We start from the raw sequence: 24,197 nt of genomic DNA on the forward strand, positions 1-24,197 counted from the left end.
AATAGCCTCCCTTTATATGATCCCGCTGATCCTAAAGAGAGGTCCGAAAAGTACAGCTTGAAAAATAAAACCATATCCTCTCGTGGATATGGTTGATTATTATAATCAAAGCCATAGTTTTTTATAGAGGGTGAAGCTATGAACCTCTCCCGCTCACACGGGAATAATAGAAATATAATTGTCATAGTTACTATAGAGAAAAAGCCTGTTTCTGTCAATAGGTGCATCCTTATCTGGTTTTCATACATTCTTCATAGTATAATAACGGTAATTTTCAAAGAAAGGTGACTTGTTATGTGGAATGAGTTTAAAAAATTCGCCCTAAAGGGAAATGTCCTGGATTTGGCGGTTGGGGTTGTAATCGGAGCTGCCTTCGGAAAGATTGTATCTTCCCTTGTAGATGATATCATAATGCCGCTGGTCGGATTGCTGATGGGCGGAGTTGACTTTACCGAACTGATGGTTAAGGTCGGCGGAGCACAAGTGAAATACGGTTTATTCATACAGAATGTGGTGGATTTCTTCATCGTGGCATTCTCCATTTTCGTCTTTATCAGGATTATCAACAATCGTTTTAAAAAGAAAGAAGAAGCAGCACCTGAACCAGCTGTGGATAAAAACGTTGAGCTTTTAACTGAAATAAGAGACCTATTAAAAAATAAATAATTTATGAAACTTAAATAATAGCTCAGTCGTATATACATATACAAATGAATTTAGAGGAGAAATGAAGAAATGTATGTACAGCATACCGCAAATAACAGTTATTTACCCTCTGTTTTACGGGCGTTTGCCTTATCATTGGGGATTGCATTTACCGGAACGATGGCGGGTGTTTTCATCCCTCCAGCCCTGTTTTTGCCGCTGATGCTTCTTGAACTCGGAATGCTGCTTTTCGCTTTCCTGCTCCGCCGTAAAAAAGCTATTGGGTATACATTCCTTTATGTATTTACATTTATTTCAGGGATGACGACCTACCCGATTGTTGCCCACTACCTGGCTGCTATTGGACCCAACCCTGTTTTAACAGCACTTGCGACGACAACGGTTGTGTTCACAGGCTTAGCCGTATATGCTTCGACAACGAAACGGGACTTATCTTTCCTTGGCGGCATGCTGATGGCGGCATTGCTCGCTCTTATTGCGATTGGAATTTTCAGCCTCATCTGGCCATTAAGCTCTAATGCTATGCTCGCGTTCTCCTTCATCGGAGTGCTCGTGTTCAGCGGATATGTGCTATTCGACTTCAACCGCATGAAGCAGTATGGAGTGTCACCGGAAGAAGTGCCTTTGATGGCTCTTAACCTATATCTTGATTTCATCAACCTGTTCATTAATATCCTTCGCATTTTTGGAATATTGGGGAGCCGGGACTAATAGAAGAAATAAAAGCAGGAGCTTAATCTCCTGCTTTTATTATTGCTTTAATTGAGTATAAACTACAAGCCTCTTTGAATGCTGGGTGCTTTCAGGATCATAAACGCCTGTACAGGTAATTAAATTTAGAGCACTTCGGCTGGTATAGCCAAAAATCTTTTTTAAGGGTGCATTTAATCTGGGATATGCCTGGACATCAACCACTTCGAATACCTTTTGCTCCTTAGTATTTCCTTTCACGATCACCTCATCACCAGGCTTCAGTTTTTTTAAATCGAAGAAGACTGCGGGACCTTTTTTGCTGTCAACATGACCGGCTATTACCGCATTCCCAGGTTCTCCCGGCATAAAGCCAGCACCATACCATCCAGTTGTATCAAAACCAGCAGGCACATCCATCTCCCCATCACCGAGAAGACCCACTTCCTCAACTGGGGCTTTAACCCCTATTGAAGGAATTTCAATTACAGCAGGGATCACTCCTGTTCTTTCGTCCTTGATAATATCTATACTTTCTTGTGTTTTAGCTTGTTGAGAAGGCTGAATTGCAGCAGCCTCCTCAACAGCTTGTGCAGTAACGTCTGTTCCTTCCGGCTTGCCTTTTTCGGCACAGCCCGTTAATAGTAAGGCCGCCCCAAGTAAAGCAGCTATTAATGGCTGTTTCATCCTGCAATCACTCCAAGCTTTACAGCCTTCTTAATTTTTTTCCACTTTTCTTCTTACTGCCATTGCCGTTATACCTGCTGCAGCAAATAATCCTGCAAGGAGCATTTCAAATGGCATCTCCCTTTCAGCCGTACCTCCCATGCCTGTTTTCGGCATTTCAGCCGGCATGTTAATGGCAAACTTTTCAGGAAACTGGTCAACAATGGAGCCGGAAAGGCCTTTAGCAGGATTCAGCATATGTGCGTAAGCTTCCCTTGCTTGTTCATATGCCTTTTCGTAGTCACCTGCTGCATAACTGTCAAATGATCCTACAAGCTGATTTACATGCATTTGTAAGCCATCTGCCAGTGCACCAGATTTCAATCTTCCGTCCGTCGCAGTTTCCAGGAATTTTGAAAATTCACCGCGGTAACTGTCCAGATTCTTTAATGCCTCCTCCTTCTTTGCTTCATCACCTGCTTCTGTTGCCTTCACATATTCTACAAAAAATCCGATATGCTCTGACCACATATTCTCAAACTGCTTGCCGGCTTCATCCCCATAAACAGACGATATTGCAGCTGCAAGATCTTTCGTATTGGCAGCAAGTGCCCCCGCAGAAGCTTCGAAATCTTCTGATCCATCAATGCCATTTTGCATAGCCGTTACTGCTAAACTGGCATGTTCTGTCAGCAGATGATCAAGATGTGCTCTTAGATCAGCCGCAGGGGTAACAGCCATTGTTTCATGAAACTTTTCCGGAAACTGGTCGCTGATGGCACTGGACAGGCCTTTCGCTACCATGTGCATATGATGTATGGATTCTCGTTCATATTGGTAGGCTTTCTCATAGTCACCCTTAACATAGCTGTCGAACGCACCGACAAGCTGATTCACATGCATTTGCAGTCCATCAGCAAGGGAAGATGATTCCAGCCTTTCACCAGTGGCCGTTTCCAGAAACTTCGAAAAGTCACTTCTGTAATTATCGAGCTTGCTTAAAGCTTCATCTTTGGCAGCCTGGTCATTACTTCCAGACGCTTTCACATAATCTACAAAGAATCCAATATGGTTTGTCCACATTTCATTAAACTGCTGTCCAGCATCTGTGCCATAGACCGATTCAATTGCTGCCGTTAAATCTGTTGTATTATCATTCAATGCATTTGCAGCTGCGTCAAAATCCTTCGCACCCTCAGCCCCCTTTCGCATCGCCTCTGCTGCAAGGTAGGCATGTTCACTAAGCAAATGGCCTAATGAGGAGCGCAAGTCTGATGACGGTGTCTCTACGGAAGGGTTCGAAGGCTCAAGATTATGTGCCGAGACTGCACCTCCTGCAGAAGCCAATAGAGTTAAACTAAGCGGAATTGCCAGATAGGATTTGCGGAATTTCATTTTCATCTCTCCTTTTTTTGTTTTTACATAAAGCTAACGGAGAGTATTTTTATTTGGATCACTTTTTTTCTGAAAAAATTTTAAGCCGCCTTTCCTGGAACAAAAAGGCGGCTTAAGAATGATTAATTATTCGGGGCTAATTGTGAGGCTAGCACCATTGAACCTTTAGGTGTTTGGCTGGTTTCATCCGGCTCAAGTGTAATTGCTACTGTATCCCAATTAATATTTTCTTCGGCATTCAGCTGAAAAACAACCGCCCCTTCTCCATTTCCGGTGGAAACAAAGGTCCCCGCCCTCTCAGGCTGCTCATTTTCAATCAGCCAAACCTGATAAACTTCTTCGTTTTGCAGATCCTGCAGCTGTGAAGCCTGAATTACAATGCTAAGCTGATTGCCATTTTTCACAATGGATGCGGTTCCCTGGGCTTCGCCTTCTACAGGCTCGAGCGGGACATAGCTTAACACCCTATCAATTGTCTCCTGCTTCTTTGGCAAAACTGCCTGATCTTGATTGTTCAGTAAATAAAGATTTCCTGCAAGTGACAAAAACAGGGCTGCTGCCATAGCTGGCACTAATATTCCCGGCCTTTTCTTTTTGTTAATTTCAGCTTGGCTTTGATGAGCCCCTTCTTCCAAAATATTGGCCATCACCCGATCTTTCATGCCGGCTGGAGGGAGGGCAGGTTCCGATCTATAAGGAAGGACATCAATCAGCGACTCCCATTCTTTCAGTTCTTCTTTACATTCCGGACAATTATCCAGATGTTCTTCAAACTTTCTTTTCTCTTCTTCATTCATATGGCCATTGAAATAATCGATTAATCCATCACAGTAATTCTCAGTCATTGCTCTCCCCTCCTTCCTTTTCCAAATGGGTCCTTAAATGCTTCAAAGCCAGCCGCAGCCTTCCTTTTACTGTACCGAGAGGCAACTCGGTCTGCTCTGAAATTTTCTGATGTGTTAATCCTTTATAATAGAACAGATCAATCATTTTTTGCTGGTCACCCTTTAACTTTGCAACAGCTCTCTTAACCAAATTCCCCTGTTCTTTCCATTCCGCAATATTCTCAGGGTTTTTTGAGTCAATAGATATGCTGTCATTTTCCTTAAACTCCAATGATTCATGCGGTTTTTGTTTTCTCATAACATCCAAAGCCGTGTTTCTTGTCAATGTCAGAAGCCAGGAGGAGAATTTGCCTTTATCCTCCGAATAACTGGAGTGCTTTCTCCATAATTTCATGAACACTTCCTGTATAATCTCTTCTGAAAGTTGCGGATCCTGGGTCATTTTATAGATAAATGAATACAGCAGCTTTTCGTAGCGGTCGTACAGCTTTTCAAGAGCTTGGCTGTCTTTTTGCAAAATACCTCTATACAGTTCTGCATCCTTAATTTCGGACATAATTTACTCCTTTTTGTATGATAAGTGATTTCATCATACTAAACAGCCCGCTGCCAAACAACATTCTTTATTAAGAAAACTATTTTTCTGGCCGATTGGATCACATCAATTCTTATTTCTTTATTCCTTTAAAAAGATTGGGTATGATCAGAAGTAAATCCGAAAGGCGGGATAATTATGAATTATATTTTAGAAACACAAATTCCTGATAATAATATTACGCTTGAACAGGCCATCAGCAGCCAGTACACAATGGCTGTTTTCGTCCGCCATCTTGGCTGACCGGTCTGCCGGGAATATCTTGCGCAGTTGCGCGAGCGCATAAATGAAGTAGAAGCAAAAGGATTTCAAGTCATTGTCATTGCTCCTTCGAAAGGAACCTTTATCAGTCAATTCCTTGAGCAATTCGGTCCGTTCCCTTTTCCGATCCTCGGCGACCCTTCCCGGGAAGCTTATAGAGGAATGGGACATAAAACCATGCCAAAATGGAAGCTTCTTTCAAAAGCAGCACTTGGATTTATTACAGGAAAAGTCGGCGGCTTTATCCCTAAGGATGAAAAACAAAAGGAGTTTGTCATGAAATCCATGAAAACTCAGGATGTATACATTCAGGGCGGGACATGGCTTTTCTCGCCTCAGGGAAAACTTTTATGGAAGCATATTGATGAATCCCCTGAAAATCACGCAAAGATTGATGATGTTTTAAAGAAAATGGACGAAGTTAAAGCTTAAAAGGCAGTCAATTACTTGGCTGCCTTTCCTTTTGTGATCTCCCATATTTCACGCAAAACCGGCATCTCTTCCATTTCCTTATCCGTTACAAGATCCCATTGAATCCCGGTTGGTTTTGGATAGGGCGTATTGGTTTTGATCAGTTCCTTTTCAGTGGCAATCCAGTCGACAGTCAGATCATAAGGATCCCTCGGGATATCTGCCTCTGTCACCTGGGCACTGTTAACCGTTCCAATCACAGGGATTTCAGGATTCCCCAGTTCCCTGATTATCGCATACTCCCGGTCAGCATAGCCCTCCCCTTTTCCGACCCGCCGGCCATCCCGGTGAAGCCCCACTGATCCGGCAAAAAACAAATCAATCCTCGGCAATTGTGTGAGGGGAACTTCTTTTCCGTATGAGTGAATGTGCTTAAGGCTCGCTGCTTTTCGCTCCTCCCCCGCAGGTACCCATTCCGGCTTTACCATAATAAAGCCTGCTTTCAGCCGTGGAGTTGGAACCAGCAATGTCTTTCCATCTTTCAGAATTTGGGTGCGGACCGGCAGCTGCGGAGAATCAGGATTTACCTTAATTACCTTAGCCTCTTTATACTCAGGCAAAGTAAAAACAAATGCAGCCGCTTTTTCAGCTCCTTTGAAATTGGGAATTCTATTCGTTAAAGGAAATGGAAAGCGGCCAAGCTTGTTCTCCTCAAGAAAATTCCATATGTACTCACGGATTTCTTTCTTCGTTTTCATCGTGTTTCACTTCCTTTCTTTCATTTTATCTATTAAAGAAAAAAACTCCAATTTTTTAAATAAACAGGTTTTAACACAAGGACACGGGGTAAACAAATAATGCAAGGCCAATAACAAAACGGAAGGGACTGGTTGACGATGAAAAGCGTAACAGCGACTTCAAGGTTCGTCATTGGCATTGCAAGAAACCAGGGAGGGTTTGCAGAGCGTTCGAAAGGCACTCTCGTCTATAACCGTTATATTTAAAATCGGTTCGGCCCTATGCAAATCGTAATCTCCAGGTTGTCCGTCATTCGGACTTAAAAAAGGTGCAGACCAATCGGTTTGCACCTTTTTTAATGCCATAAAAACCCCCTTATTTCTTCTCTTATTTTTCTCAATCAAAAAAATAATTCTATCAAACTGTTTAGACAAGTATATTTTTCTCCATAATGGCAAATAAAAGGAGGTTTCCATATAAATGTCTGAACATGAACAAAAACAAGAATCAACCATGTCCCGAAGGAGATTCATCCGCAATTCCGGGTTAGTTGCCGGCGGTTTAGTAGGAGGCGGCATTCTTGGCGGCTTAATTGGTGCAAACATGAATAAAGACGGTACAGCAACGGAAGAGAATGCCCATACAAACGGGCATGATCAGGTTGCCTATCAGCAGTCGCCTTTATATTTCACAAACCCCGAGACATTTGGAATCCTGCAGGCAGCTGTTGAGAGAATTTATCCAAAGGATGAAAATGGCCCTGGCGCCAATGATTTGGATGTTCCATTTTTTATCGACCACCAGCTTGCGGGCTCATGGGGCAACAATACAAGGGAATATATGCAGGGTCCGTTCTTTCCAGGGTCGAACTTTCAGGGCTACCAGTCCCCTTTAAAACGGCATGAAGTATTTGATGTCGGACTTGCTGCCCTGCAGACCTACAGCAATGAAAAGTTCAAGAAGCCATTTGCTGAACTGGAGGGCGAACAGCAGGATGAAATTCTTACAGCCTTTGAAGAGGATAAAGTGAAGCTCAGGGGTGTTACTTCAAGGACGTTCTTTAATATTCTCCGGGCCGCCACCATTGAAGGTGTATATGCAGATCCTGCCTATGCCGGAAACAAAAATATGGAAGGCTGGAAAATGAAAGACTTTCCTGGCCATCAAATGAGCTACATCAATCAAATTGAGTCTGAAAAATTCGTGAAAATTAAACCGAACAGTCTCCATTCATATACGAAATAGTACTATCTTTTAAGGAAGTGGTAAATATGGCGAAAACATTGCCAAAAACTGATGCAGTCATTGTAGGAGTCGGATGGGCCGGCGGAATCATAGCAGCTGAACTTGGGAAACAGGGATTAAAAGTTGTTGGCCTGGAGCGCGGAAAAGAGCGAGGCGTCAAGGACTACTATGTTGTCCATGATGAACTGCGCTATGGAATCCGCTATGAATTAATGCAGGATCTTTCTAAAGAAACGATCACGTTCCGCAATCAGGGGAAGGAACGAGCCCTTCCGATGCGCCAGCTTGGGTCCTTTTTGCTGGGCGAAGGCTTAGGCGGGTCCGGTGTTCACTGGAATGGGCATACCTTCCGCTTTCTGCCTTATGATTTTGAAATAAAATCACAGACAGTTAAAAAATATGGCGAAGCCAAGATCAAAGGTCTTCAAGTTCAGGATTGGGGCATTACATACGATGAATTGGAGCCTTATTTCTTCGAATTTGAAAAGGCGGCAGGAATTGGCGGAGAAGAAGGTGAGCTTGGGCCAAAGAGGGCAGATCCTTTCCCAAATCCTCCAATGAAGGAAACCCCTATAACAGCGAGATTTAAAAAGGCCGCGAAATCATTGGGGATGAAACCTTACCAAATGCCATCGGGCAATATGAGCGAGGCTTATGAAAACCAATATGGCGCCAAGATGGCTCCATGCCAGTATTGTGCGTTTTGCGAACGATTCGGCTGTGAATATGGAGCAAAAGCTGATCCGACTGTAGCCGTTATTCCGTTTGCCAAAGAAACGGGTAATGTGGATATCCGCAACTTTGCGAATGTAACTGAAATAATTCACGACGGCAAAAAAGCAACCGGTGTGCGCTATGTGGATGTCCAGACAAAAGAAGAATTCATTCAGCCGGCTGAAATGGTTATTCTGACCAGCTATGTCATGAATAACACCCGCCTCTTACTGACATCCAAACTGGGGCGCCCATACAATCCTGATACAGGATCAGGGGTGATCGGGAAGAACTATTGCTATCAGATCCTTCCCGGGTCAGCGGGCTTTTTTGATGAAGAGCAATTTAACACATTCATGGGTGCCGGTGCCCTCGGTGCAACGGTGGATGATTACAATGGAGACAATTTTGACCACTCGGATCTTGGCTTTATCCATGGCGGCTCCATATCTATCAACCAGTCAGGATACCGTCCTATTCAATATAATATGGTTCCGACTGATACACCGAAATGGGGCAGCAAGTTCAAGGAGAATTCCATTAAGTATTTCACAAGAGCATTAAGCATTGGCACACAGGGAGCATCCATGCCTGTGCAGCACAATTACATGGATCTCGATCCTTCTTATAAAGATGCTTACGGACTTCCCCTGCTTCGTCTGACATATGATTTCACTGAACAGGATAAGAATCTTTATAACTATATTGGAAAAATCACAGACAACATCATGAAGGAAATGGGGCCGTCAAAAATTAACGACCGGCAGCAGCTTGAGCATTATGATATCGTCCCTTATCAGACGACACACAATACAGGTGGTGTCATCATGGGGGCTGAGCCTGAAACATCAGCCGTAAATAACTATCTGCAGATGTGGGATGCAGAGAATGTCTTTGTCGTTGGTGCCTCCGCATTCCCTCACAATGGAGGATATAATCCGACAGGAACCGTTGGGGCACTCGCCTACCGTGCTGCTGAAGGAATCATCAAATACAGCAAAGAAGGCGGCCTGCTTGCATAAGAAAAGCGGAAGCGCCTTGCTCATGAAGGAATGCAGACTAAGAACGCCACGTCCTCCCAAAAGCTACCGCTTTCGGTCGTGCGATGTATCGCTGCCGTAGCTTTCCTTCTCCTGTGGCAACGTCTGCATGACCCGCATCCTCCCAAAAGCTGTCGCTTTTGGTCGTGCGATGTTTATGCTGACGAAGCCTTCCTTGTCCTGTGGGCCTCAGGCATAAGACGGTTCCTGTAAGAAGGTGTCTTTTCTTCTGAAAGGAAACGGCTTATGACCCCGAGTCCCTGGGAGCCGAAACTAGACAAACCGAAATGTGGAGGCGACTGCTTAGGGACGACAAGCATAAGACGAGCCCTGCAAGAAGGTGTTCTATCCTTCTGGAAGGGATTGGCTAGTCTTTCGTCCCTGGGAGCCGAAACAAGACAAGCTTGTGACCTCGAGGGGGCAGGCGCTGGAGCTGGACAGTTCTCGAAGTTCAAGCTAATACTAACTTACCTTTTAAGAAATTTTTCAAGAAGGAGTGAACTCCATGGGGCTTTCAAATATCGGAATACCCGGATTGATTATCATCCTGGTTATTACCTTAATTATCTTTGGGCCAAAAAAGCTTCCGGAAATCGGTTCTGCATTTGGCAGAACCTTATCAGAATTCAAAAAATCAGCCAGAGAAATTATGAGCGATGACGATGAACCTGATTCAAAAACACGTTCAATTGAAACGGCTGACCGGAAGGATAAACCGCTTTAACAGGAGGGTTTAGAATGAAAACGGACGAACAAACCCTTGTAGAGCATTTAACAGACCTGAGAAAAGTGCTGATTCGATCTCTGATTTTCTTTATTGTCAGCTTTGCCCTATGTCTGTTTTTCATCAACCGGCTGATCCCTATGCTGGCAAACGATCATGAGCTCGTCATGCTTGGACCGCTGGATGTCATTAAGCTGTACACAGGAATAGCAGGAAGCATCAGCCTCGGGCTTTCGCTTCCTTTTATCTCCTATCAGATTTGGCTTTTTGTGAAGCCTGCATTAACGGAAAAGGAAAGCAGAGTTTCCTTAATGTTTTTTCCGGCCATTCTTTTCAGCTTTATCGGCGGGCTTGGCTTCGGATTTTTTATTATATTCCCTGCTATTTATCAGTTTTTAATGCTATTGGGTGAATCACATTTTGCGATGATGATCACGGCAAGGGAGTATTTTTCTTTTCTCCTGATGTCGACCATTCCTTTTGGTTTTTTGTTTGAGGTGCCCTTGCTGTTATTGTTTCTGACAACGATTGGTGTTGTCACCCCAGTTATGCTCAGTTCGATGCGAAAATACGCTTATTTGATCATGGCCGTTGTATCAGCTCTAATTACACCGCCAGATTTATTTTCACAGATTCTTGTCCTTGTGCCTCTTATCGGACTATATGAAATTGGCGTTATTTTATCAAAAGTAAAGTTCAGGAAACTGAAAGCTGTTCAAGAAACACCCTCCAGTGAAATCTAAAAGAGTTTAATTCACCTTCTGAAAGGATATTTAATAAGAAAACAATCCTTTGGGAGGTCTATTAAAATGAATGAACAAGAACATGTGATCAAACAAGATGGCGAACTGGATACAAAAAATATAAAGAACGCAATGGACAAGATGTCGAATGAAAGAGCAGAAGATATCTTAAGCAGCTTCGATGAATTTAAGAGCTATCTGGCGGAACGAATTGAGCTTGGCAAAAAGCTGGGATTAAATGAGGAACAGCTTGCCGTAACAGCGGAAAAAGTGGCTGGCTACCTGGCTGAAAATGTGGAGCCAAAGAACCGTGAAGAACAGCTGCTGAAGGAATTATGGAAGGTCGGGAATGATGAAGAAAGACATAAGCTCGCACATATGCTTGTTCGCCTGACAGAGCAGGCATAATAACGCAGCCGGAATTGTTGTTCGTGACAATTCCGGCTTTTATTTTTTAAGATCTCTATACAGGTTTATAAAGTGACTCGGCTCTGACTTTACTTGAAAAGAAAACACTCCCCTATTGGTATGAAGATAAAGGAAACCAAATTCGCAACTGGAATTTCTATATGACATATCCCAAACTTCATCAATGAGAAACTTTTCTGATGGCGACAGGATGTGATCCTCAAATAAATGAAGATAAAGTTCCTGTTCAATGTATTGCTGCTGATTCCAGTCGATCTTCCTGCTGACTGTAATAAAAGGATGGGAAGCAATGATCCGCACATGAACCTCCATGATAAAAAGGATTTGCTTCTATTGAAACATATTGTGGATTGCGATTCAAACAGCGGCTCTTCCTTAACCAGTGTATTCCTCACGCAGTATGGCATAGTAGGTCAAATCCACCGGCCTTCCATCTCTTATAGCATGCTTCCGCAAAACTCCTTCATGCTTCATGCCCGATTTCTCCATAATCCTCCATGATCCAGGATTGTCCGTAAAAGCAAGAGCATAAATGCGGTTATGGTTCAGTTCTTCAAATCCGTACTTAATAACTGCCCTGGCAGCCTCTGTACCATATCCTTTGCCCCAGAAAGGCTTGCCGATCCAATAGCCGATTTCCGCCCTTTTATTTGCATTAATGCCTGTAATATTAATGAGTCCTATTAAGCTGTTATCCTCTTTTCTCGTAATGGCGAAAATCACAATCTTACCGTTTCTCTCTGCTTCCAGGATGTTTGTAATAAACTCCCTTGCTCCCCCTTCAGGATAGGGATGGGGAATATTTAATGTCGTTTTTGCCACATCATAATCGCTTGCGTATTCTTCTACCTTGGCTGCATCATCAAGGGTAAGGCTGCGCAGAATTAGGCGGCTGGTTTCGAGAGTTTTCATCTTTTTGCCTCCTTTTTTTGTTTATCAGCAAAATTTCTATTTTCCGAAAAGAAAATTCTTTAATTTTCCTGCTGTTTTTTATCCTGCTTCCCACATAATGAAGAAAGCACACCACCTGTGAAGTGGTGTGCCATCCCTTTTATTTATTCAACCGTCACAGCCAGCTCCCTGATTAATAGAGATGGGGAGCCAATGTAGCCTGTGGCCATAAATCCCAACGAAAATTCCAGGTCTGAACCGATGGCTTCAATTTTATTTAACAGCTCATAGAAGTTTCCGGCAATCGTCATTTGGTTTACGGCATTTTGCACTTTTCCATCTTTGACATAATAGCCGTTAGCCGCAATGGAAAAGTCCCCTGAGACGGTATTGGCACCGGAATGGAGGCCGGATAATTCGGTTATGACGATGCCCTCTGAGAGCGAAGATACCAGCTCATCATAGCTCTGATTGGATGGATTGACGTAAAGATTCGTTGGAGCTACAGTCAAAGCACCCTTATATGAAGCTTTATAGGCATTGCCTGTCGATTCCACACCATCTTTTTGTGCTGTTTTGCGATTATGCATCAAGGTAATAAGCCTGCCGTCTTTCACAATATCTTTTCTGGCAGTGGCAACCCCTTCGCTGTCAAAATTAGAACTGAGCAGACCTTCTTCTAAAAATGGGTCATCTACAATATTTAATGACGCCACAGCAATGCTTTCACCCGTTTTCCCCTTTAGAGCCGATTGCCCTTTTTGGGTGTTTTCCGCTGAGAAGATTGGGATGTATGTCTGCAGCAGGGCGCTGGCAGCATCATGCCTTAAGAGCACAGGGTAGTTTTTGCTTTCAGCACTCCTGGCATTAAGCTTTGATAACGCTTCTTCTACTGCATGCCTGGCAATTTCCTCCGGATTTAAGATGGAAAAGTCTCTCGTAAACTTGGAGTATTCCCCATTTTTCACCTGCTCGCCCTGCTTTACGATGACTGATACATAAATGCCGGCATGATTGTTCTTTTCGCTGAGGTTCAGGCCTTTGCTGTTGAGAAGAACCCTTTCCGTTTCACCGCTGCGCAGCATGAAATAATCGGTCCCGGTTACCCGCTCATCATAGGCATAAATGTGCTTTTCTATTTCCTTAAGCAAATTTATTTTTTCAGCAATCGTAACTTCCGCAAGACTGGTTGAATAGTAGCTTCCAGACTCATACTTTTCGCTGCCGGCAAAGACTTCTTCCTGTACTTCATCCTCAATAAATTGAGAGTTTTCCTTCGCATTCTCGATCAGAAAAGACAGGGACTCCTCATCCAGCTTCTCCGTAAAAGCATAGCCCATCCTGCCTTCGCAAAGGCCTCGGAAGGATGTTCCGAACACTTCGGAAGTGTCGTAGGAATCGATTTCGCCTTTGAAAAGCTCGCAGGCGAACTTTTCCTCTCTCTCATAATAGAGCTCCATATCTGTAAAACCATGCTGTCCGCCAAGCTGAAATAGCTTTTCCTTAAATTCCTGCAGGTTCATATTATTCGCCCCCCTTTGTTCCGCCAACAGTCATTTCGCTTACGCGGATCATCGGCTGGCCAACATTGACAGGGATGCTTCCGCTTTGTGACCCGCACATGCCAGCACCATGGTCCAAATTATTCCCCACCATGTCAACCAGCTGGAGCGTTTTCGGGCCATTTCCTATTAAGGTAGCACCTTTTAACGGCTTGCCGATTTTTCCGTCTTTTACGAGATACGCCTCCATGACTGCGAAGTTGTAATCGCCCGTTGTGGTATTGACCTGGCCGCCGCCCATATATTTGGTATATATTCCGTACTCAGTATTTGAAACGATTTCTTCCGGAGTGGATTTGCCGTTCGCAATATACGTATTGGTCATCCTGGAAGTCGGTGCAAAGCGGTAGGACTGCCGTCTTCCCGACCCTGTCGACTCCATGCCCATTCTGCGGCCCCCGAATTTATCAATCAAGTAACCTTTTAAAATCCCATTTTCAATCAGCACATTTTTACGCGCCTTTTCGCCTTCATCATCAATCGTAATCGATCCCCACTCATTGGCAATCGTGCCGTCATCAATGTATGTAACGACATCTGAGGCCACTTTTTCACCGATCCGGTTTGCAAAAACAGAGTTTTCCTTCGCTACAGATGTAGCTTCAAGGCCATGTCCGCATGCTTCGTGGAAAATAACACCGCCGAATTCATTATCGATGATCACAGGGAACTTCCCGCTTGGACAAGGGTCTGCCCCAAGCATCGTAACGGCAATGCGGGATGCTTCATTGGCGTAATGCTCAAGGTTCAGATTTTCCATGAACTCAAAGCCTTTATGGGCTCCAGGTCCATAGAATCCGGGCTGCATTTGATTTCCTTCTGCCGCAATCGACTGAATGGCAAGACGGCTGCGCACCCGGCGGTCCTCAACAAATTTACCTTCCGAATTGGCAATCAGCACATTCTGTTCTTCATCCAAATACCTGACCGTAACCTGATGGATGCTGCTGTGATAGTTTTTCGCAATTTCGTATGCCTTTTTCATGACATCTACTTTGCGAATCTTCTCCACTTCACGCGGATTCAGAGATATAGGATGTGCTGCCGGAATAATATCTTTTTGCAGCTGTGCGGGCTGAATGATTTTTTCTCCACTGATCGCCTGGGCAGCATTGCCCGCAGCTTTCAGCAAACCTTCCTTTGATCCATCTGTTGTGTAAGCATAAACACTCTGCAGCCCCTTAAACACGCGAATGCCGATCCCGTAATCCCTGCCTGATAAGCTGCTCTCGATTTTCCCGCCCTGAAGCGCAAGGTTATTGGTGAAACGATCCTCAACAAATACTTCGGCAAAATCCCCGCCAGTGGCCAGGGCTGCCGTAATAACATCATGAATGACTGATTGTGAAAGCATAGTGACCCTCCTTCTATCTAACTTTTCAAACTATTCTAATCATACCGTACTGATCTTTATTTTAGTATGGTTTTATCCTTTTTTGACCAATAAGGAGGATGATTATGCCTCGGTCCGGAGACTTAAATGGGGGATTTGCTTGTATGTGATTTGGGTCAATTTGTAAATTTGCTCATTTATTTGTATTTTCAGTTGTTCTTTTTGAAGGTTGGGCTTGTCTATTTGCAGTTTACCTATCAATTTGCAGGTTGGGCCTGCTATTTGCAAGTTTGCTCATCTGTTTGCAGGTAAGGGGACTCTATTTGCATTTCACCTATCTATTTGCAAGTTTTGCTGGTCTATTTGCAGGCTTGCTCATCTATTTGCAAGTTTGGCTGGTCTATTTGCAAGTTCGCTCATCTATTTGCAGGTTCGGGGACTCTATTTGCATTTTACCTTTCTATTTGCAAGTTCGGCTGGTCTATTTGCAGGCTTGATCATCTATTTGCAATTTCGGTTGGTCTATTTGCAGGTTCGCTCATCTATTTGCAGGTTCGAGAGCTCTATTTGCATTTTACCTTTCTATTTGCAAGTTCGGCTGGTCTATTTGCAGACTTGATCATCTATTTGTAATTTCGGCTGGTCTATTTGCAAATTCACCTTATCTAATTGCAAGTCCCCTTATCTATTACCAATGGCACTTTTTTACAACACCCCGGAAAACAGCCGGGCAAAGGATTCCTTCGATCTTTCAGCCAATCCACGTTTATAATATTGGACGGGACTTATTTTCACACTTTCCTCCAGATCCTCTTCATAATGGGCGACAAGGTCGCGGATGGAGCTTGTACCGTACAAAAAGACATTTACTTCAAAGTTCAAGTGGAAGCTGCGCATATCCATGTTCGCAGTTCCTATTGAAGCAAGGATTCCGTCCACGATAATGATCTTCTGATGCAGAAAGCCTTTTTTATAGGAATAAATTTCGACGCCATATCGCAGAAGCTCCGCAAAGTAAGACCGGCTTGCGTATTGCGTCAGGAAGCTGTCGTTGATCTCCGGTACCAAAATACGCACCTCTACTCCTTTAGCCGCTGCCACCCTCAATGCCGTACGAATCGATTCATCTGGGACAAAATAGGGTGTGGCAATCCAAATGGATCGTGTCGCACAGGAAATCATTGAATAATACAGATCACTCATAATTCCCTGCTGTGTGTCAGGACCGCTGGCCACTACCTGCACAGCGCCATCAAGAACATCATCATCAATTGGATACTTTACATCCCGGTATTCCTCCAGCACATCTTCCTTGCTGACATATTCCCAGTCCAAGAGAAAAACCGTATGCAAAGTATACACAGCCTCCCCCTTGAGGAGCATATGAGTATCCCGCCAGAAGCCGATTTTTTCATTTTCACCCAGGTATTCAACTCCCACATTCAGTCCGCCCACAAAGCCGACTTTCCCGTCTATAACAACAATCTTGCGATGGTTTCTGAAGTTGAATTTCTGATTGAAAAAACCGTACTTCAGCGGAGAAAATGGCCGCACTTTAATGCCCGCATCTTCCATGGACTGCAGATCCTCTAATGTAATCCCCATGCTGCCTGCCGCATCAAAAATAAACAGCACTTCCACACCCTGCCCCGCTTTGTCGATCAGGATATTGATGATTTCTTTGCCAAGCCTGTCAGACCGGAAAATATAATATTCCATATGGATAAACTCTTCTGCTTCAAGCAGCTTTTTCTTGATTTCATTGAATGTCTCCTCGCCATTTTTGAGGATCTTGGCCCGTGAATTCGTGCTCAGCGGGGTCAATGCCACATTATTGGCGAATTTTGCAAAGCAGTGCTGGCTGTCCTGCAGGAATGATGTATCAGGCGTGTCTTCCCTTTTCATCAGCTTTTTCCATTCATCCCTGTCCCGGCTTCTTTTGCTTTTAAACAGGTAGCCTTTCAAATATAGCTGTCCGGAAAACAAATAAAACAGATAACCGGCAACCGGAAAAAACACCAGCACATACATCCACAGCAAGGTCTGATTAGGGCTGCGATTCTCAAGCATCAAGGAAATAGCACTGATAACTATAACAGCTGCATAAAGAAGGGCAGCACCGATTTTGATTGGCTGACCGGCATCCGTGAATAATATCGTATAAACAGATGCAATCAGGATAAATACAAATAAAGATTCCACTCTTCTTTTTTTCATAGGCCACTTCTCCTAAAAAGGTTACAATATGTATGTTTTCCTTATACCCTTTTTGATGCCCTATAGAAACCAGGCAACATTAGCTTTTCCCATTTTCAGGATAAGAAAGCATGATCCGAAAAAAAAGAAGAGCCTTGCTGATGCCGCAAAACTCCATGGTTATTGTCCCCCTCCGGTATAATGATTATCACCCATCGTATAATTCGAGCTCTCCCCCGGTTTTTCACTTGGGCTGATCCCTTTTTGCACTGTATTGTTTATCTTCTTCCTTCTGCGGTCAATGCAATAGGCGAAAACCAGAGTTGCAATAATTAAACCAAACAGCACTCCCATTCTGCTTCCCCCTTTTTATATGTATATTCAAAATGCGAGAACCATTGCTTACAATTCGGCCTTTAAAAAGAGAGAGCTATTCTTCATAGCTCCCTCTCAAAATTACTTCCTCATATTCTCCTGGTCCTTCAAACGGTTCTGCTGATCCGGCTTACGCTCCTGATCTTTTAATGACTGTTCTTGCTGCTGCCGGGAATCCTGCCCTTTTACAATCTCTTTTAAGTCCTTTTTGTTATCCTGTGTCATACTGATCCCTCCTGTACTTTTTTATCCTGTTCCCTTATCAAAGCAAAGAAAAACAATTTTTGTTAAAGGATTTTGTCACAGTAAAGAGAATCTAAGGGTTAGGAAAAAATAAAGGAGTGACCCTGATGGAAATTAGGCTTCTGCACCCGGATGATGCTGAAATATACAAAGAGTTAAGGTTGGAAGGCTTAAAAAAGAACCCGGAAGCTTTTGGTTCAAGCTATGAAGAAGAGTTTGGAAGGCCCCCTGAAGTGTACGGGGAAAGATTTAAGGGCGATAACTCCTTTCACTACGGCGCATTTGAAGACGGGGAGCTTATAGGTGTTGTCAGTTTAGTAAGAGATACCGGGTTAAAAATGAAGCACCGCTCGAATATCTATGCGATGTACGTGACAGAGTCGGCCCGAAAGAATGGTGTCGGCAAGAGCCTTGTCAGCAAGGCTGTAGAAAAAGCCCGATCCTGGGACGGGGTTGAACAAATACACCTGGCCGTCATGTCTGAAAATACTCCTGCTAAAAAGCTTTATGCGTCTTTCGGCTTTGAGGTCTACGGCAAGGAGAAGCATGCACTGAAGATTGATGGCAAGTACTATGATGAGGACCTGATGGCATTGTATTTTTAAAGGCAGCCTACTATAAGATGGCTGCCTTTTTATCATTGATATTTATTCACTATTTCCTGCAATTTCAGGGCAAGTCCCATTTTCCCGTCCACTTTAAGACTGCCTGTCATAAATGTCATGGTGGTGTTTAGATCGCCTTTTAATAGCTTAGAAAAGTTTTTCTCTGACAATCTCAGTGTCACTTCTGATTCATGTGGAGCCCCCTCTTCCACTATGACTTTTCCATCCTTTAAAAAATTTGAATAGAACCGCTTTCCTCCAGGTCCACTTGAAATACCCGATTTTTATCCTTGATATGTACGGGATCAGCGTTTATTTTATCCGCCAGCTGATATAGTTCATTTTTAACCGTCATGGTATATTCCCCCTTCTATTAATCAAAATACCTTTATGTCTGCACCCGTTCTAGTTCAACAAATATTAATGTATCCCTGCTAAAAAATGAATTAGTATTCATTTTTTTAACAAAAAAAATAGCACCTAATCAGCAAGGTGCTATTCTCATAAACTCTATTTTCTCTTCCCTTTCCCTTTCAAATCAACTCCAATGGCAGCTCCATTACGGCTTGAATCTGCTACACCTTTGAAAATTCCTTTATCACGGTCGATCAAAATACTTTGGACATTTCCTATCGTGGTTGGACTCGGACCGAAGTTATGCCCCATTCCGTTAAGCCTATTAATAACTTCTAAAGGAATTCCCTCTTCATAGCGGTAGGAATTCAGGTTATTTGTATAGATTCGCGGTTCTTCAACTGCTGCTTTTAGCTCCATATCATATTCAATCGCATAAAGGATTGTCTGCAGCACTGATGTAATTATCGTTGGGCCACCTGGTGAACCCACTGTCAGAACAGGCTCTTCATCTTCAAAGACAATCGTCGGTGTCATCGAGCTTAAAGGACGCTTGTTTGGCTGGACTTCATTCGCCCCGCCTGGCACGGCATCAAAATCTGTCAGCTCATTATTCAGCATCAGCCCGTAGCCTGGAACCATGATTCCTGTTCCGAATACCTGTTCAATGGTTGTCGTATAAGACACAACATTTCCCCATCTGTCCGTTACGGAAAAATGAGTAGTCTCACCGTATTGGCGGTCATTCGGCTGTTCAGCCGCTTCATAATTGGCTTCACTGTTCTCATATTTCCAGGGATCTCCCGCTTCAGGACTTGGATTCACTTCATTCAGGCTGATCAGTTCCTGGCGCTCCTTAATATAATCAGGGTGAAGGAGCCCATTGACCGGGACATTCACAAACTCCGGATCCCCTGCATAGACGGCACGGTCTGCATAAGCAAGATGCATGGTCTCAGCAAGCAGGTGATATTTCTCCCAGGATTTTAAATCATATTGTGATAGATTGAAATCATCCAAGATCTTCAGCATCTGCAGCAAAAATACTCCGCCAGAGCTTGGAGGCGGCATGCTGGCAATTTCATACCCCTGGTAATCCCCCCAAATAGGCTCGTCAATGGTTACTTCATACTTTGCCAGATCTTCAGGTGTCATCGATCCTCCGTATTCCTGAACCACACCTGCAAGAGCATCTGCTATTTTCCCGTTATAAAACGCATCAGTTCCGCCAGAGCGAATCATTTTAAGCGTTTTGGCAAGATCCTTCTGTACTAAACGGTCCCCTTTTTCAAGAGGTTCACCCTTAGGCAAAAACACTTTGCCGGCAGCCGTCCTGTCAAGCTTGTCCTGATTATCGGCAATCGCATCGGCTAATACAGAATCAATCGGAAAGCCTTTATCTGCCAGCTTAATCGCAGGACCGATCAGCTGCTGCATGGGACGTGTTCCCCATTTTTCAAGAGCTGTTTCCAGTCCTTTCAGTGTTCCAGGTACACCGACAGCTGTACCGCCTGTTGAACGCTCACCAAATGGAATCGGCTTCCCGTTGTCATCCAGGAACATATCCGGCGAAGCTCCGGCCGGGGCACGTTCACGGCTGTTAATGATGGTAGTTTCTTTCGTTTTGCCATCATAGACCATCATGAAGCCCCCGCCGCCAATTCCGGACATCATCGGTTCCACCACATTGAGGGCAAACTGGACCGCGACAGCCGCATCGATGGCATTACCGCCCTTTTTCAAAACATCTGCCCCTATTTTTGATGCCAGCGGATGAGCTGAAGCCACCATTCCATCCCTGCCTGCATCAACCTGGCTATATCCGCCATAGCCATCATCATGCTTCGGCTTTTTCGCCTGCCCCGTTAAAGGCATGGTTCCTGCTACCAGTAAAATACTTAAAAGCATGAGAATACTAGCCTTCAAAACTTTTCTCATAATCTTCCTCCTTCAGTTAGGTTCTACACGTCTAACTTAAGAGGAAGGAAAAGGATAATCAAGAAATAAGAGTTAATATTCTGAAATTTAAAACTATTTTACTAGACAGTGGTGTGTAAAAAGGTTCAATTATTCTTGCAGATGGGAAAAAATAAGGAGGCAGTTTTTGACAGGGGAGAAACAGTGTCAGGTGCTCTCCCCCTCATCAAAAAAGCTTCTCATTCCGGATGTTCAGTTATTGGTTTATTATTCACCAGGGAAGATCTGCACCATATGTCTTTGCTCTGGCTTCGCTGTCCTTTCTCCGCTTTTTGCGGAATTCAGCCCGTTCTTTTGCTGTTTCATATAAGCTCTTTTCTTCTTCTGTCTCAGGCACGACTGCCGGCACCGGAGCAGGCTTTCCATTTTCGTCAACCGCAACCATTGTCAAAAAGGACATCGCACACACATTTCGATCGCCAGTCAGCAGGTCTTCTGCAATTACTTTTACGAAAATCTCCATAGATGTCCGGCCTGTATAGGTCACAAACGCCTCCAGGCAGACTGAATTGCCTTCATAAACCGGATGAAGAAAGTCAACAGAGTCTGTAGATGCGGTTACGACATTTCTTCTTCCATGCCTCATCGCCGCGATGGCTGCCACATCATCAATATAAGCCATTAGCTTGCCGCCGAATAGTGTTCCATATGTATTCGTGTCCGGCGGAAGCACAATGCTTGTTTTTACCGTAAAAGATTGTCTGCATGTTTTTGTTTCATTCATGTTGTTCCCTCCTGTTTTAATAAAGCATATCAAAAGCTGATGGCTAATAAAAATTATTTGGATAGATATTTAAAAAATATTGCCATAAATACCCTCTTTGTCATATAATCTAATTGACCAGTGTTCAATAATGAAAGGTGATTCCATGAGTCCAAGAAAATCAGCCCATGACGAACTAACAAAAGAAGCAATTATTTCTGTAGCACGTAATCTGTTTGTTCAGGAAGGATATGCCTCAGCATCCATGAGAAAAATTGCAGACACCCTTCAGTGCAGCCATGGTGCCATCTATTATCATTTCAAAAATAAGGCTCAATTATTTTACGAAATGGTTGAAGCCGATTTTCAAAAGCTCGATCAGGTCCTCGACAGTGTGCTGATTGAATCTGCAGACACCAATGAACAGAAGCTTTTCAGCATTTTTTACGGTTATATCCAATTTGGCCTGACCCATCAAAAACATTATGAACTGATGTTTTTAATTCGTGATGATGATGTGAAAAGCTATCTGAATGAAGGGCCAAATAAAAGCTACCTGCGTTTTGCGCAAGCGATTAATTCACTCGCTCCAAAAGCTCTTTCCATAAAGGATATTTGGTCTGTCTTTTTAAGCTTGCACGGCTTTGTCACGCATTATTGCAGATCGGAAACGACATTTGAAGAAGTGAAGGAACTCGCCTCTTCACATGCCCAATTTTTAATAAAAGCCATTTATTAAAGAAATGCCATGCATTTCTTTAATATTTCCCTTTAATTGAACAGTGGTTAATAAAATAAAAAGGATGATGAAAAGTTATGAAAACAGCTGCAGTTTTAGGAGCAACAGGCGGAATGGGCTATGCTTTAACAGAAGCATTATGCCGCAGAAATATTAAAACTATTGCTTTTGCAAGGTCTGAAGAAAATCTGCTTAATTTCAAAAAAGACTGGGGACCAAATGCTGTTATCCATTCAGGCGATGCACTGAATCCAGATGATGCTGAAAAGGCAGTGACAGAAGCGGATGCAGTTTTTCATGCCATCAATATCCCTTACCCTGACTGGGATCCCGCACTCTCAATTATCTTACATAATATCCTGCAGGCTTGCAGCAAACATCATAAGCCTTTTATTTATGCTGATAATATATATTCCTATGGCCTCCAATCCGGCCCAGCTAACGAAGTTTCTCCCAAGAATCCGCACACAAAAAAAGGCATGCTGCGCCAAACCTTAATTGAGATGATAAAAAACTCAGGCGTGCCATACATCATTGCCCACTTTCCTGACTTTTACGGCCCACATACAGGAAACACACTCTTACACTATACACTCAGCAAGATTATTGAAAAAAATAAGGGCATGTTTGTCGGCAAAACCGATATTCAGAGAGAATTCATTTTTACTAAAGATGGAGCAGAAGCGTTAGCCGAACTTGCATTGAATAAAAACTCATACGGTGAAGTGTGGAATATCCCTGGTGCAGGGACCATAACCGGTGAAGAAATAGCCAGTATTGTTTCTAACCATCTAAATAGAGACGTTACCTTCAGACCTGTCCATAAATGGATGATTCGTGCCATCGGTGTTTTTGATCCCATGATGAGGGAGTATACTGAATTGATGTATTTGAATCAGACTCCTGTTATTTTGGACGGCAGTAAATATGAAGCGAGAATCGGCACTCTCCCTAAAACACCATACGAGACTGGAATTAAAATGACACTGGATCATTTATTAAACAAAAGGAATGCCGCACTCTAACGGCATTCCTTTATTTAAAGAATGAATTTTTCTTTTTTCCTCTCAGGATATCACCCATCCAGCCTTTTTTAACAAGCATGATATAGAGGGCTGCCGTAGAAGCAATGATAATGATAATGGAGAACAAATACCCATACTTCCATTCCAGTTCGGGCATAATTTTGAAGTTCATGCCCCAGAGCGCTCCCCAGGTTGCAATCGGAGTCATAAGAGTGGTAATGACCGTGAGCGTCTTCACGATTTCGTTTCCCCGGTGCATGGATACCATTTCTTCAAAATTCACAAGGTCATCAATTTCCTGCTGAAACTCACGCACCAGCGTATAGCCTCTTTCAATTCGCTTGCAGGTTCGTTTAAATTCAATTCCGTCTGTAACATCTTCACCAAAGGTTTCTTCTACACCAAGCCTGATTTCCTTAACAGGAATCATTATATTTTTCCACACGAGGATCTGGTGACGGAGCTCATAGATTTCTTCCAGGCGATTAATATTATTTTTATCCTTTATTTTCCACAACAGATCATTTAGCCGTACTTCAAACTTATCAATCTTCTTAATGTTATCGCTCAGAATTTCGCCTAAAATCACAAAAAATCCATCAATGGCATTATCGGTATAATCCATTTTTTTCAAAAGCAGTGATTGATCAGACTGAATGACAGACGAATCAAAGTCAACGGTAAGGAGAAAATCCCTTGTCAGAAAATAGTGGAACATACTATTTTCATGTTGCTCCTTTGTTGTCTGCTGATAAATGAGAGAGCCGCTGAGAAATTCCTTATTACGGATGGAAGTATCTATCTCCATAACATTTGTTTTGCTCTCGGAAGTGTTTTTGGCCCATGCCTGCAGTGCTTCTTTATAGTGGCCAGCATCATTAAAGTCAATTTCATCTAAATGATCGTAACGGTGCCATGTCCAGTTGTCCTCATTATATTCCTTTTCCATCCCCATCTTCCTCCTAAAACGATTCCTTATTTATATCAACATACTTCCCTCCTGAAGGGCTGAATAAAACCATTGTTAAAGAG

Annotated in this window: 27 protein-coding genes, 1 pseudogene and 1 riboswitch; of the genes and pseudogenes, 11 read left to right on the forward strand and 17 right to left on the reverse strand. The window is 43.3% G+C overall.

The annotated features are described in order from the left end of the window. Positions 1 to 107 precede the first annotated feature (107 nt). A riboswitch (PreQ1 riboswitch) is annotated at positions 108 to 153 on the reverse strand. Between the two features lie 141 nt (positions 154 to 294). Continuing rightward, complete coding sequence (mscL, locus tag NYE23_RS16295; protein ID WP_341079289.1) at positions 295 to 666, forward strand: large conductance mechanosensitive channel protein MscL; 372 nt, start codon at positions 295 to 297, stop codon at positions 664 to 666. Positions 667 to 735: 69 nt separating this feature from the next. Then, the gene (locus tag NYE23_RS16300; protein ID WP_035326345.1) at positions 736 to 1,377 is read left to right on the forward strand and encodes a Bax inhibitor-1/YccA family protein; all 642 of its coding nucleotides are present in this window, start codon (positions 736 to 738) and stop codon (positions 1,375 to 1,377) included. 39 nt (positions 1,378 to 1,416) lie between these two features. On the opposite strand, the gene NYE23_RS16305 is transcribed toward NYE23_RS16300, so the two are convergent. The 4 genes from NYE23_RS16305 to NYE23_RS16320 all read right to left on the reverse strand — a co-directional run bounded on the left by NYE23_RS16305 (position 1,417) and on the right by NYE23_RS16320 (position 4,818). Continuing rightward, positions 1,417 to 2,043: a class F sortase gene (locus NYE23_RS16305; RefSeq protein ID WP_341079294.1), complete on the reverse strand. Its 627-nt coding sequence runs from the start codon at positions 2,041 to 2,043 to the stop codon at positions 1,417 to 1,419. 30 nt (positions 2,044 to 2,073) lie between these two features. Beyond that, positions 2,074 to 3,417, reverse strand: a complete 1,344-nt coding sequence (locus NYE23_RS16310; protein WP_341079295.1) for a copper amine oxidase — start codon at positions 3,415 to 3,417, stop codon at positions 2,074 to 2,076. Positions 3,418 to 3,539: 122 nt separating this feature from the next. After that, positions 3,540 to 4,262, reverse strand: coding sequence for an anti-sigma factor (locus tag NYE23_RS16315; protein ID WP_341079297.1), 723 nt, complete (start codon positions 4,260 to 4,262; stop codon positions 3,540 to 3,542). Further along, positions 4,255 to 4,818, reverse strand: a complete 564-nt coding sequence (locus NYE23_RS16320; protein WP_341079298.1) for an RNA polymerase sigma factor — start codon at positions 4,816 to 4,818, stop codon at positions 4,255 to 4,257. Before NYE23_RS16320 ends, NYE23_RS16315 begins: the two co-directional genes overlap by 8 nt. A gap of 294 nt (positions 4,819 to 5,112) precedes the next feature. Between NYE23_RS16320 and NYE23_RS16325 the strand changes: the two are divergent. Then, positions 5,113 to 5,550, forward strand: a pseudogene (locus NYE23_RS16325) (AhpC/TSA family protein); the annotation flags it as partial. Between the two features lie 11 nt (positions 5,551 to 5,561). Here the strand turns inward: NYE23_RS16325 and NYE23_RS16330 are convergent. Beyond that, positions 5,562 to 6,287 (reverse strand): 5-formyltetrahydrofolate cyclo-ligase, encoded by a 726-nt coding sequence (locus tag NYE23_RS16330; RefSeq protein WP_341079300.1) that lies wholly within the window; start codon positions 6,285 to 6,287, stop codon positions 5,562 to 5,564. Between the two features lie 460 nt (positions 6,288 to 6,747). Here NYE23_RS16330 and NYE23_RS16335 point away from each other — a divergent pair, with 460 nt between their 5' ends. The 5 genes from NYE23_RS16335 to NYE23_RS16355 all read left to right on the forward strand — a co-directional run bounded on the left by NYE23_RS16335 (position 6,748) and on the right by NYE23_RS16355 (position 11,141). Further along, entirely contained in the window at positions 6,748 to 7,512 is a 765-nt protein-coding gene (locus NYE23_RS16335) for a gluconate 2-dehydrogenase subunit 3 family protein (protein WP_048010514.1), read from the forward strand. A gap of 26 nt (positions 7,513 to 7,538) precedes the next feature. Then, positions 7,539 to 9,248, forward strand: a complete 1,710-nt coding sequence (locus NYE23_RS16340) for a GMC family oxidoreductase (protein ID WP_341079303.1) — start codon at positions 7,539 to 7,541, stop codon at positions 9,246 to 9,248. Positions 9,249 to 9,771: 523 nt separating this feature from the next. Next, entirely contained in the window at positions 9,772 to 9,990 is a 219-nt protein-coding gene (gene tatA, locus NYE23_RS16345) for a twin-arginine translocase TatA/TatE family subunit (RefSeq protein ID WP_061792259.1), read from the forward strand. 14 nt (positions 9,991 to 10,004) lie between these two features. Beyond that, positions 10,005 to 10,733 carry a twin-arginine translocase subunit TatC gene (gene tatC, locus NYE23_RS16350; protein WP_341079306.1) on the forward strand — a complete coding sequence of 243 codons (729 nt, stop codon included), beginning with the start codon at positions 10,005 to 10,007 and terminating at the stop codon, positions 10,731 to 10,733. 66 nt (positions 10,734 to 10,799) lie between these two features. Continuing rightward, positions 10,800 to 11,141: a DUF3243 domain-containing protein gene (locus tag NYE23_RS16355; RefSeq protein WP_341079308.1), complete on the forward strand. Its 342-nt coding sequence runs from the start codon at positions 10,800 to 10,802 to the stop codon at positions 11,139 to 11,141. A gap of 39 nt (positions 11,142 to 11,180) precedes the next feature. Here the strand turns inward: NYE23_RS16355 and NYE23_RS16360 are convergent, their stop codons facing one another. From NYE23_RS16360 to NYE23_RS16390, 7 genes are all read right to left on the reverse strand, one after another. Continuing rightward, positions 11,181 to 11,462, reverse strand: coding sequence for a hypothetical protein (locus NYE23_RS16360; RefSeq protein ID WP_341079309.1), 282 nt, complete (start codon positions 11,460 to 11,462; stop codon positions 11,181 to 11,183). A gap of 75 nt (positions 11,463 to 11,537) precedes the next feature. Then, entirely contained in the window at positions 11,538 to 12,074 is a 537-nt protein-coding gene (locus tag NYE23_RS16365; protein ID WP_341079311.1) for a GNAT family N-acetyltransferase, read from the reverse strand. Between the two features lie 143 nt (positions 12,075 to 12,217). Continuing rightward, the gene (locus NYE23_RS16370) at positions 12,218 to 13,576 is read right to left on the reverse strand and encodes a TldD/PmbA family protein (RefSeq protein ID WP_341079312.1); all 1,359 of its coding nucleotides are present in this window, start codon (positions 13,574 to 13,576) and stop codon (positions 12,218 to 12,220) included. Between the two features lies 1 nt (position 13,577). Then, complete coding sequence (locus tag NYE23_RS16375; RefSeq protein ID WP_341079314.1) at positions 13,578 to 14,969, reverse strand: TldD/PmbA family protein; 1,392 nt, start codon at positions 14,967 to 14,969, stop codon at positions 13,578 to 13,580. A gap of 684 nt (positions 14,970 to 15,653) precedes the next feature. Then, a complete protein-coding gene (cls, locus tag NYE23_RS16380; RefSeq protein WP_341079315.1) occupies positions 15,654 to 17,165 on the reverse strand; it encodes a cardiolipin synthase in 1,512 nt (503 codons plus the stop codon). A 159-nt stretch (positions 17,166 to 17,324) separates the two neighbouring features. Continuing rightward, positions 17,325 to 17,498, reverse strand: a complete 174-nt coding sequence (locus tag NYE23_RS16385; protein WP_341079316.1) for a hypothetical protein — start codon at positions 17,496 to 17,498, stop codon at positions 17,325 to 17,327. Between the two features lie 102 nt (positions 17,499 to 17,600). Beyond that, positions 17,601 to 17,744 (reverse strand): hypothetical protein, encoded by a 144-nt coding sequence (locus tag NYE23_RS16390; RefSeq protein ID WP_341079317.1) that lies wholly within the window; start codon positions 17,742 to 17,744, stop codon positions 17,601 to 17,603. A gap of 125 nt (positions 17,745 to 17,869) precedes the next feature. Here NYE23_RS16390 and NYE23_RS16395 point away from each other — a divergent pair, with 125 nt between their 5' ends. Then, complete coding sequence (locus NYE23_RS16395; protein WP_341079318.1) at positions 17,870 to 18,367, forward strand: GNAT family N-acetyltransferase; 498 nt, start codon at positions 17,870 to 17,872, stop codon at positions 18,365 to 18,367. A gap of 32 nt (positions 18,368 to 18,399) precedes the next feature. Here NYE23_RS16395 and NYE23_RS16400 read toward each other — a convergent pair whose 3' ends face one another. The 4 genes from NYE23_RS16400 to NYE23_RS16415 all read right to left on the reverse strand — a co-directional run bounded on the left by NYE23_RS16400 (position 18,400) and on the right by NYE23_RS16415 (position 21,422). Further along, positions 18,400 to 18,579, reverse strand: a complete 180-nt coding sequence (locus NYE23_RS16400; RefSeq protein ID WP_341079319.1) for an SCP2 sterol-binding domain-containing protein — start codon at positions 18,577 to 18,579, stop codon at positions 18,400 to 18,402. A gap of 17 nt (positions 18,580 to 18,596) precedes the next feature. Continuing rightward, positions 18,597 to 18,722, reverse strand: coding sequence for a hypothetical protein (locus NYE23_RS16405; protein WP_341079320.1), 126 nt, complete (start codon positions 18,720 to 18,722; stop codon positions 18,597 to 18,599). Between the two features lie 155 nt (positions 18,723 to 18,877). Further along, the gene (ggt, locus tag NYE23_RS16410) at positions 18,878 to 20,659 is read right to left on the reverse strand and encodes a gamma-glutamyltransferase (RefSeq protein WP_341079321.1); all 1,782 of its coding nucleotides are present in this window, start codon (positions 20,657 to 20,659) and stop codon (positions 18,878 to 18,880) included. 250 nt (positions 20,660 to 20,909) lie between these two features. Continuing rightward, positions 20,910 to 21,422, reverse strand: a complete 513-nt coding sequence (locus NYE23_RS16415; protein ID WP_341079322.1) for an acyl-CoA thioesterase — start codon at positions 21,420 to 21,422, stop codon at positions 20,910 to 20,912. Between the two features lie 145 nt (positions 21,423 to 21,567). Here NYE23_RS16415 and NYE23_RS16420 point away from each other — a divergent pair, with 145 nt between their 5' ends. Together NYE23_RS16420 and NYE23_RS16425 are read left to right on the forward strand one after the other, a co-directional pair. Continuing rightward, positions 21,568 to 22,140, forward strand: a complete 573-nt coding sequence (locus NYE23_RS16420) for a TetR/AcrR family transcriptional regulator (protein ID WP_341079323.1) — start codon at positions 21,568 to 21,570, stop codon at positions 22,138 to 22,140. 77 nt (positions 22,141 to 22,217) lie between these two features. Then, positions 22,218 to 23,165 carry an NAD-dependent epimerase/dehydratase family protein gene (locus NYE23_RS16425; protein ID WP_341079324.1) on the forward strand — a complete coding sequence of 316 codons (948 nt, stop codon included), beginning with the start codon at positions 22,218 to 22,220 and terminating at the stop codon, positions 23,163 to 23,165. Between the two features lie 10 nt (positions 23,166 to 23,175). Here NYE23_RS16425 and NYE23_RS16430 read toward each other — a convergent pair whose 3' ends face one another. Next, complete coding sequence (locus NYE23_RS16430; protein WP_341079325.1) at positions 23,176 to 24,114, reverse strand: magnesium transporter CorA family protein; 939 nt, start codon at positions 24,112 to 24,114, stop codon at positions 23,176 to 23,178. Positions 24,115 to 24,197: the final 83 nt, after the last annotated feature.

Source organism: Cytobacillus sp. FSL H8-0458 (assembly GCF_038002165.1).
Lineage (GTDB): Bacteria > Bacillota > Bacilli > Bacillales > Cytobacillaceae > Cytobacillus.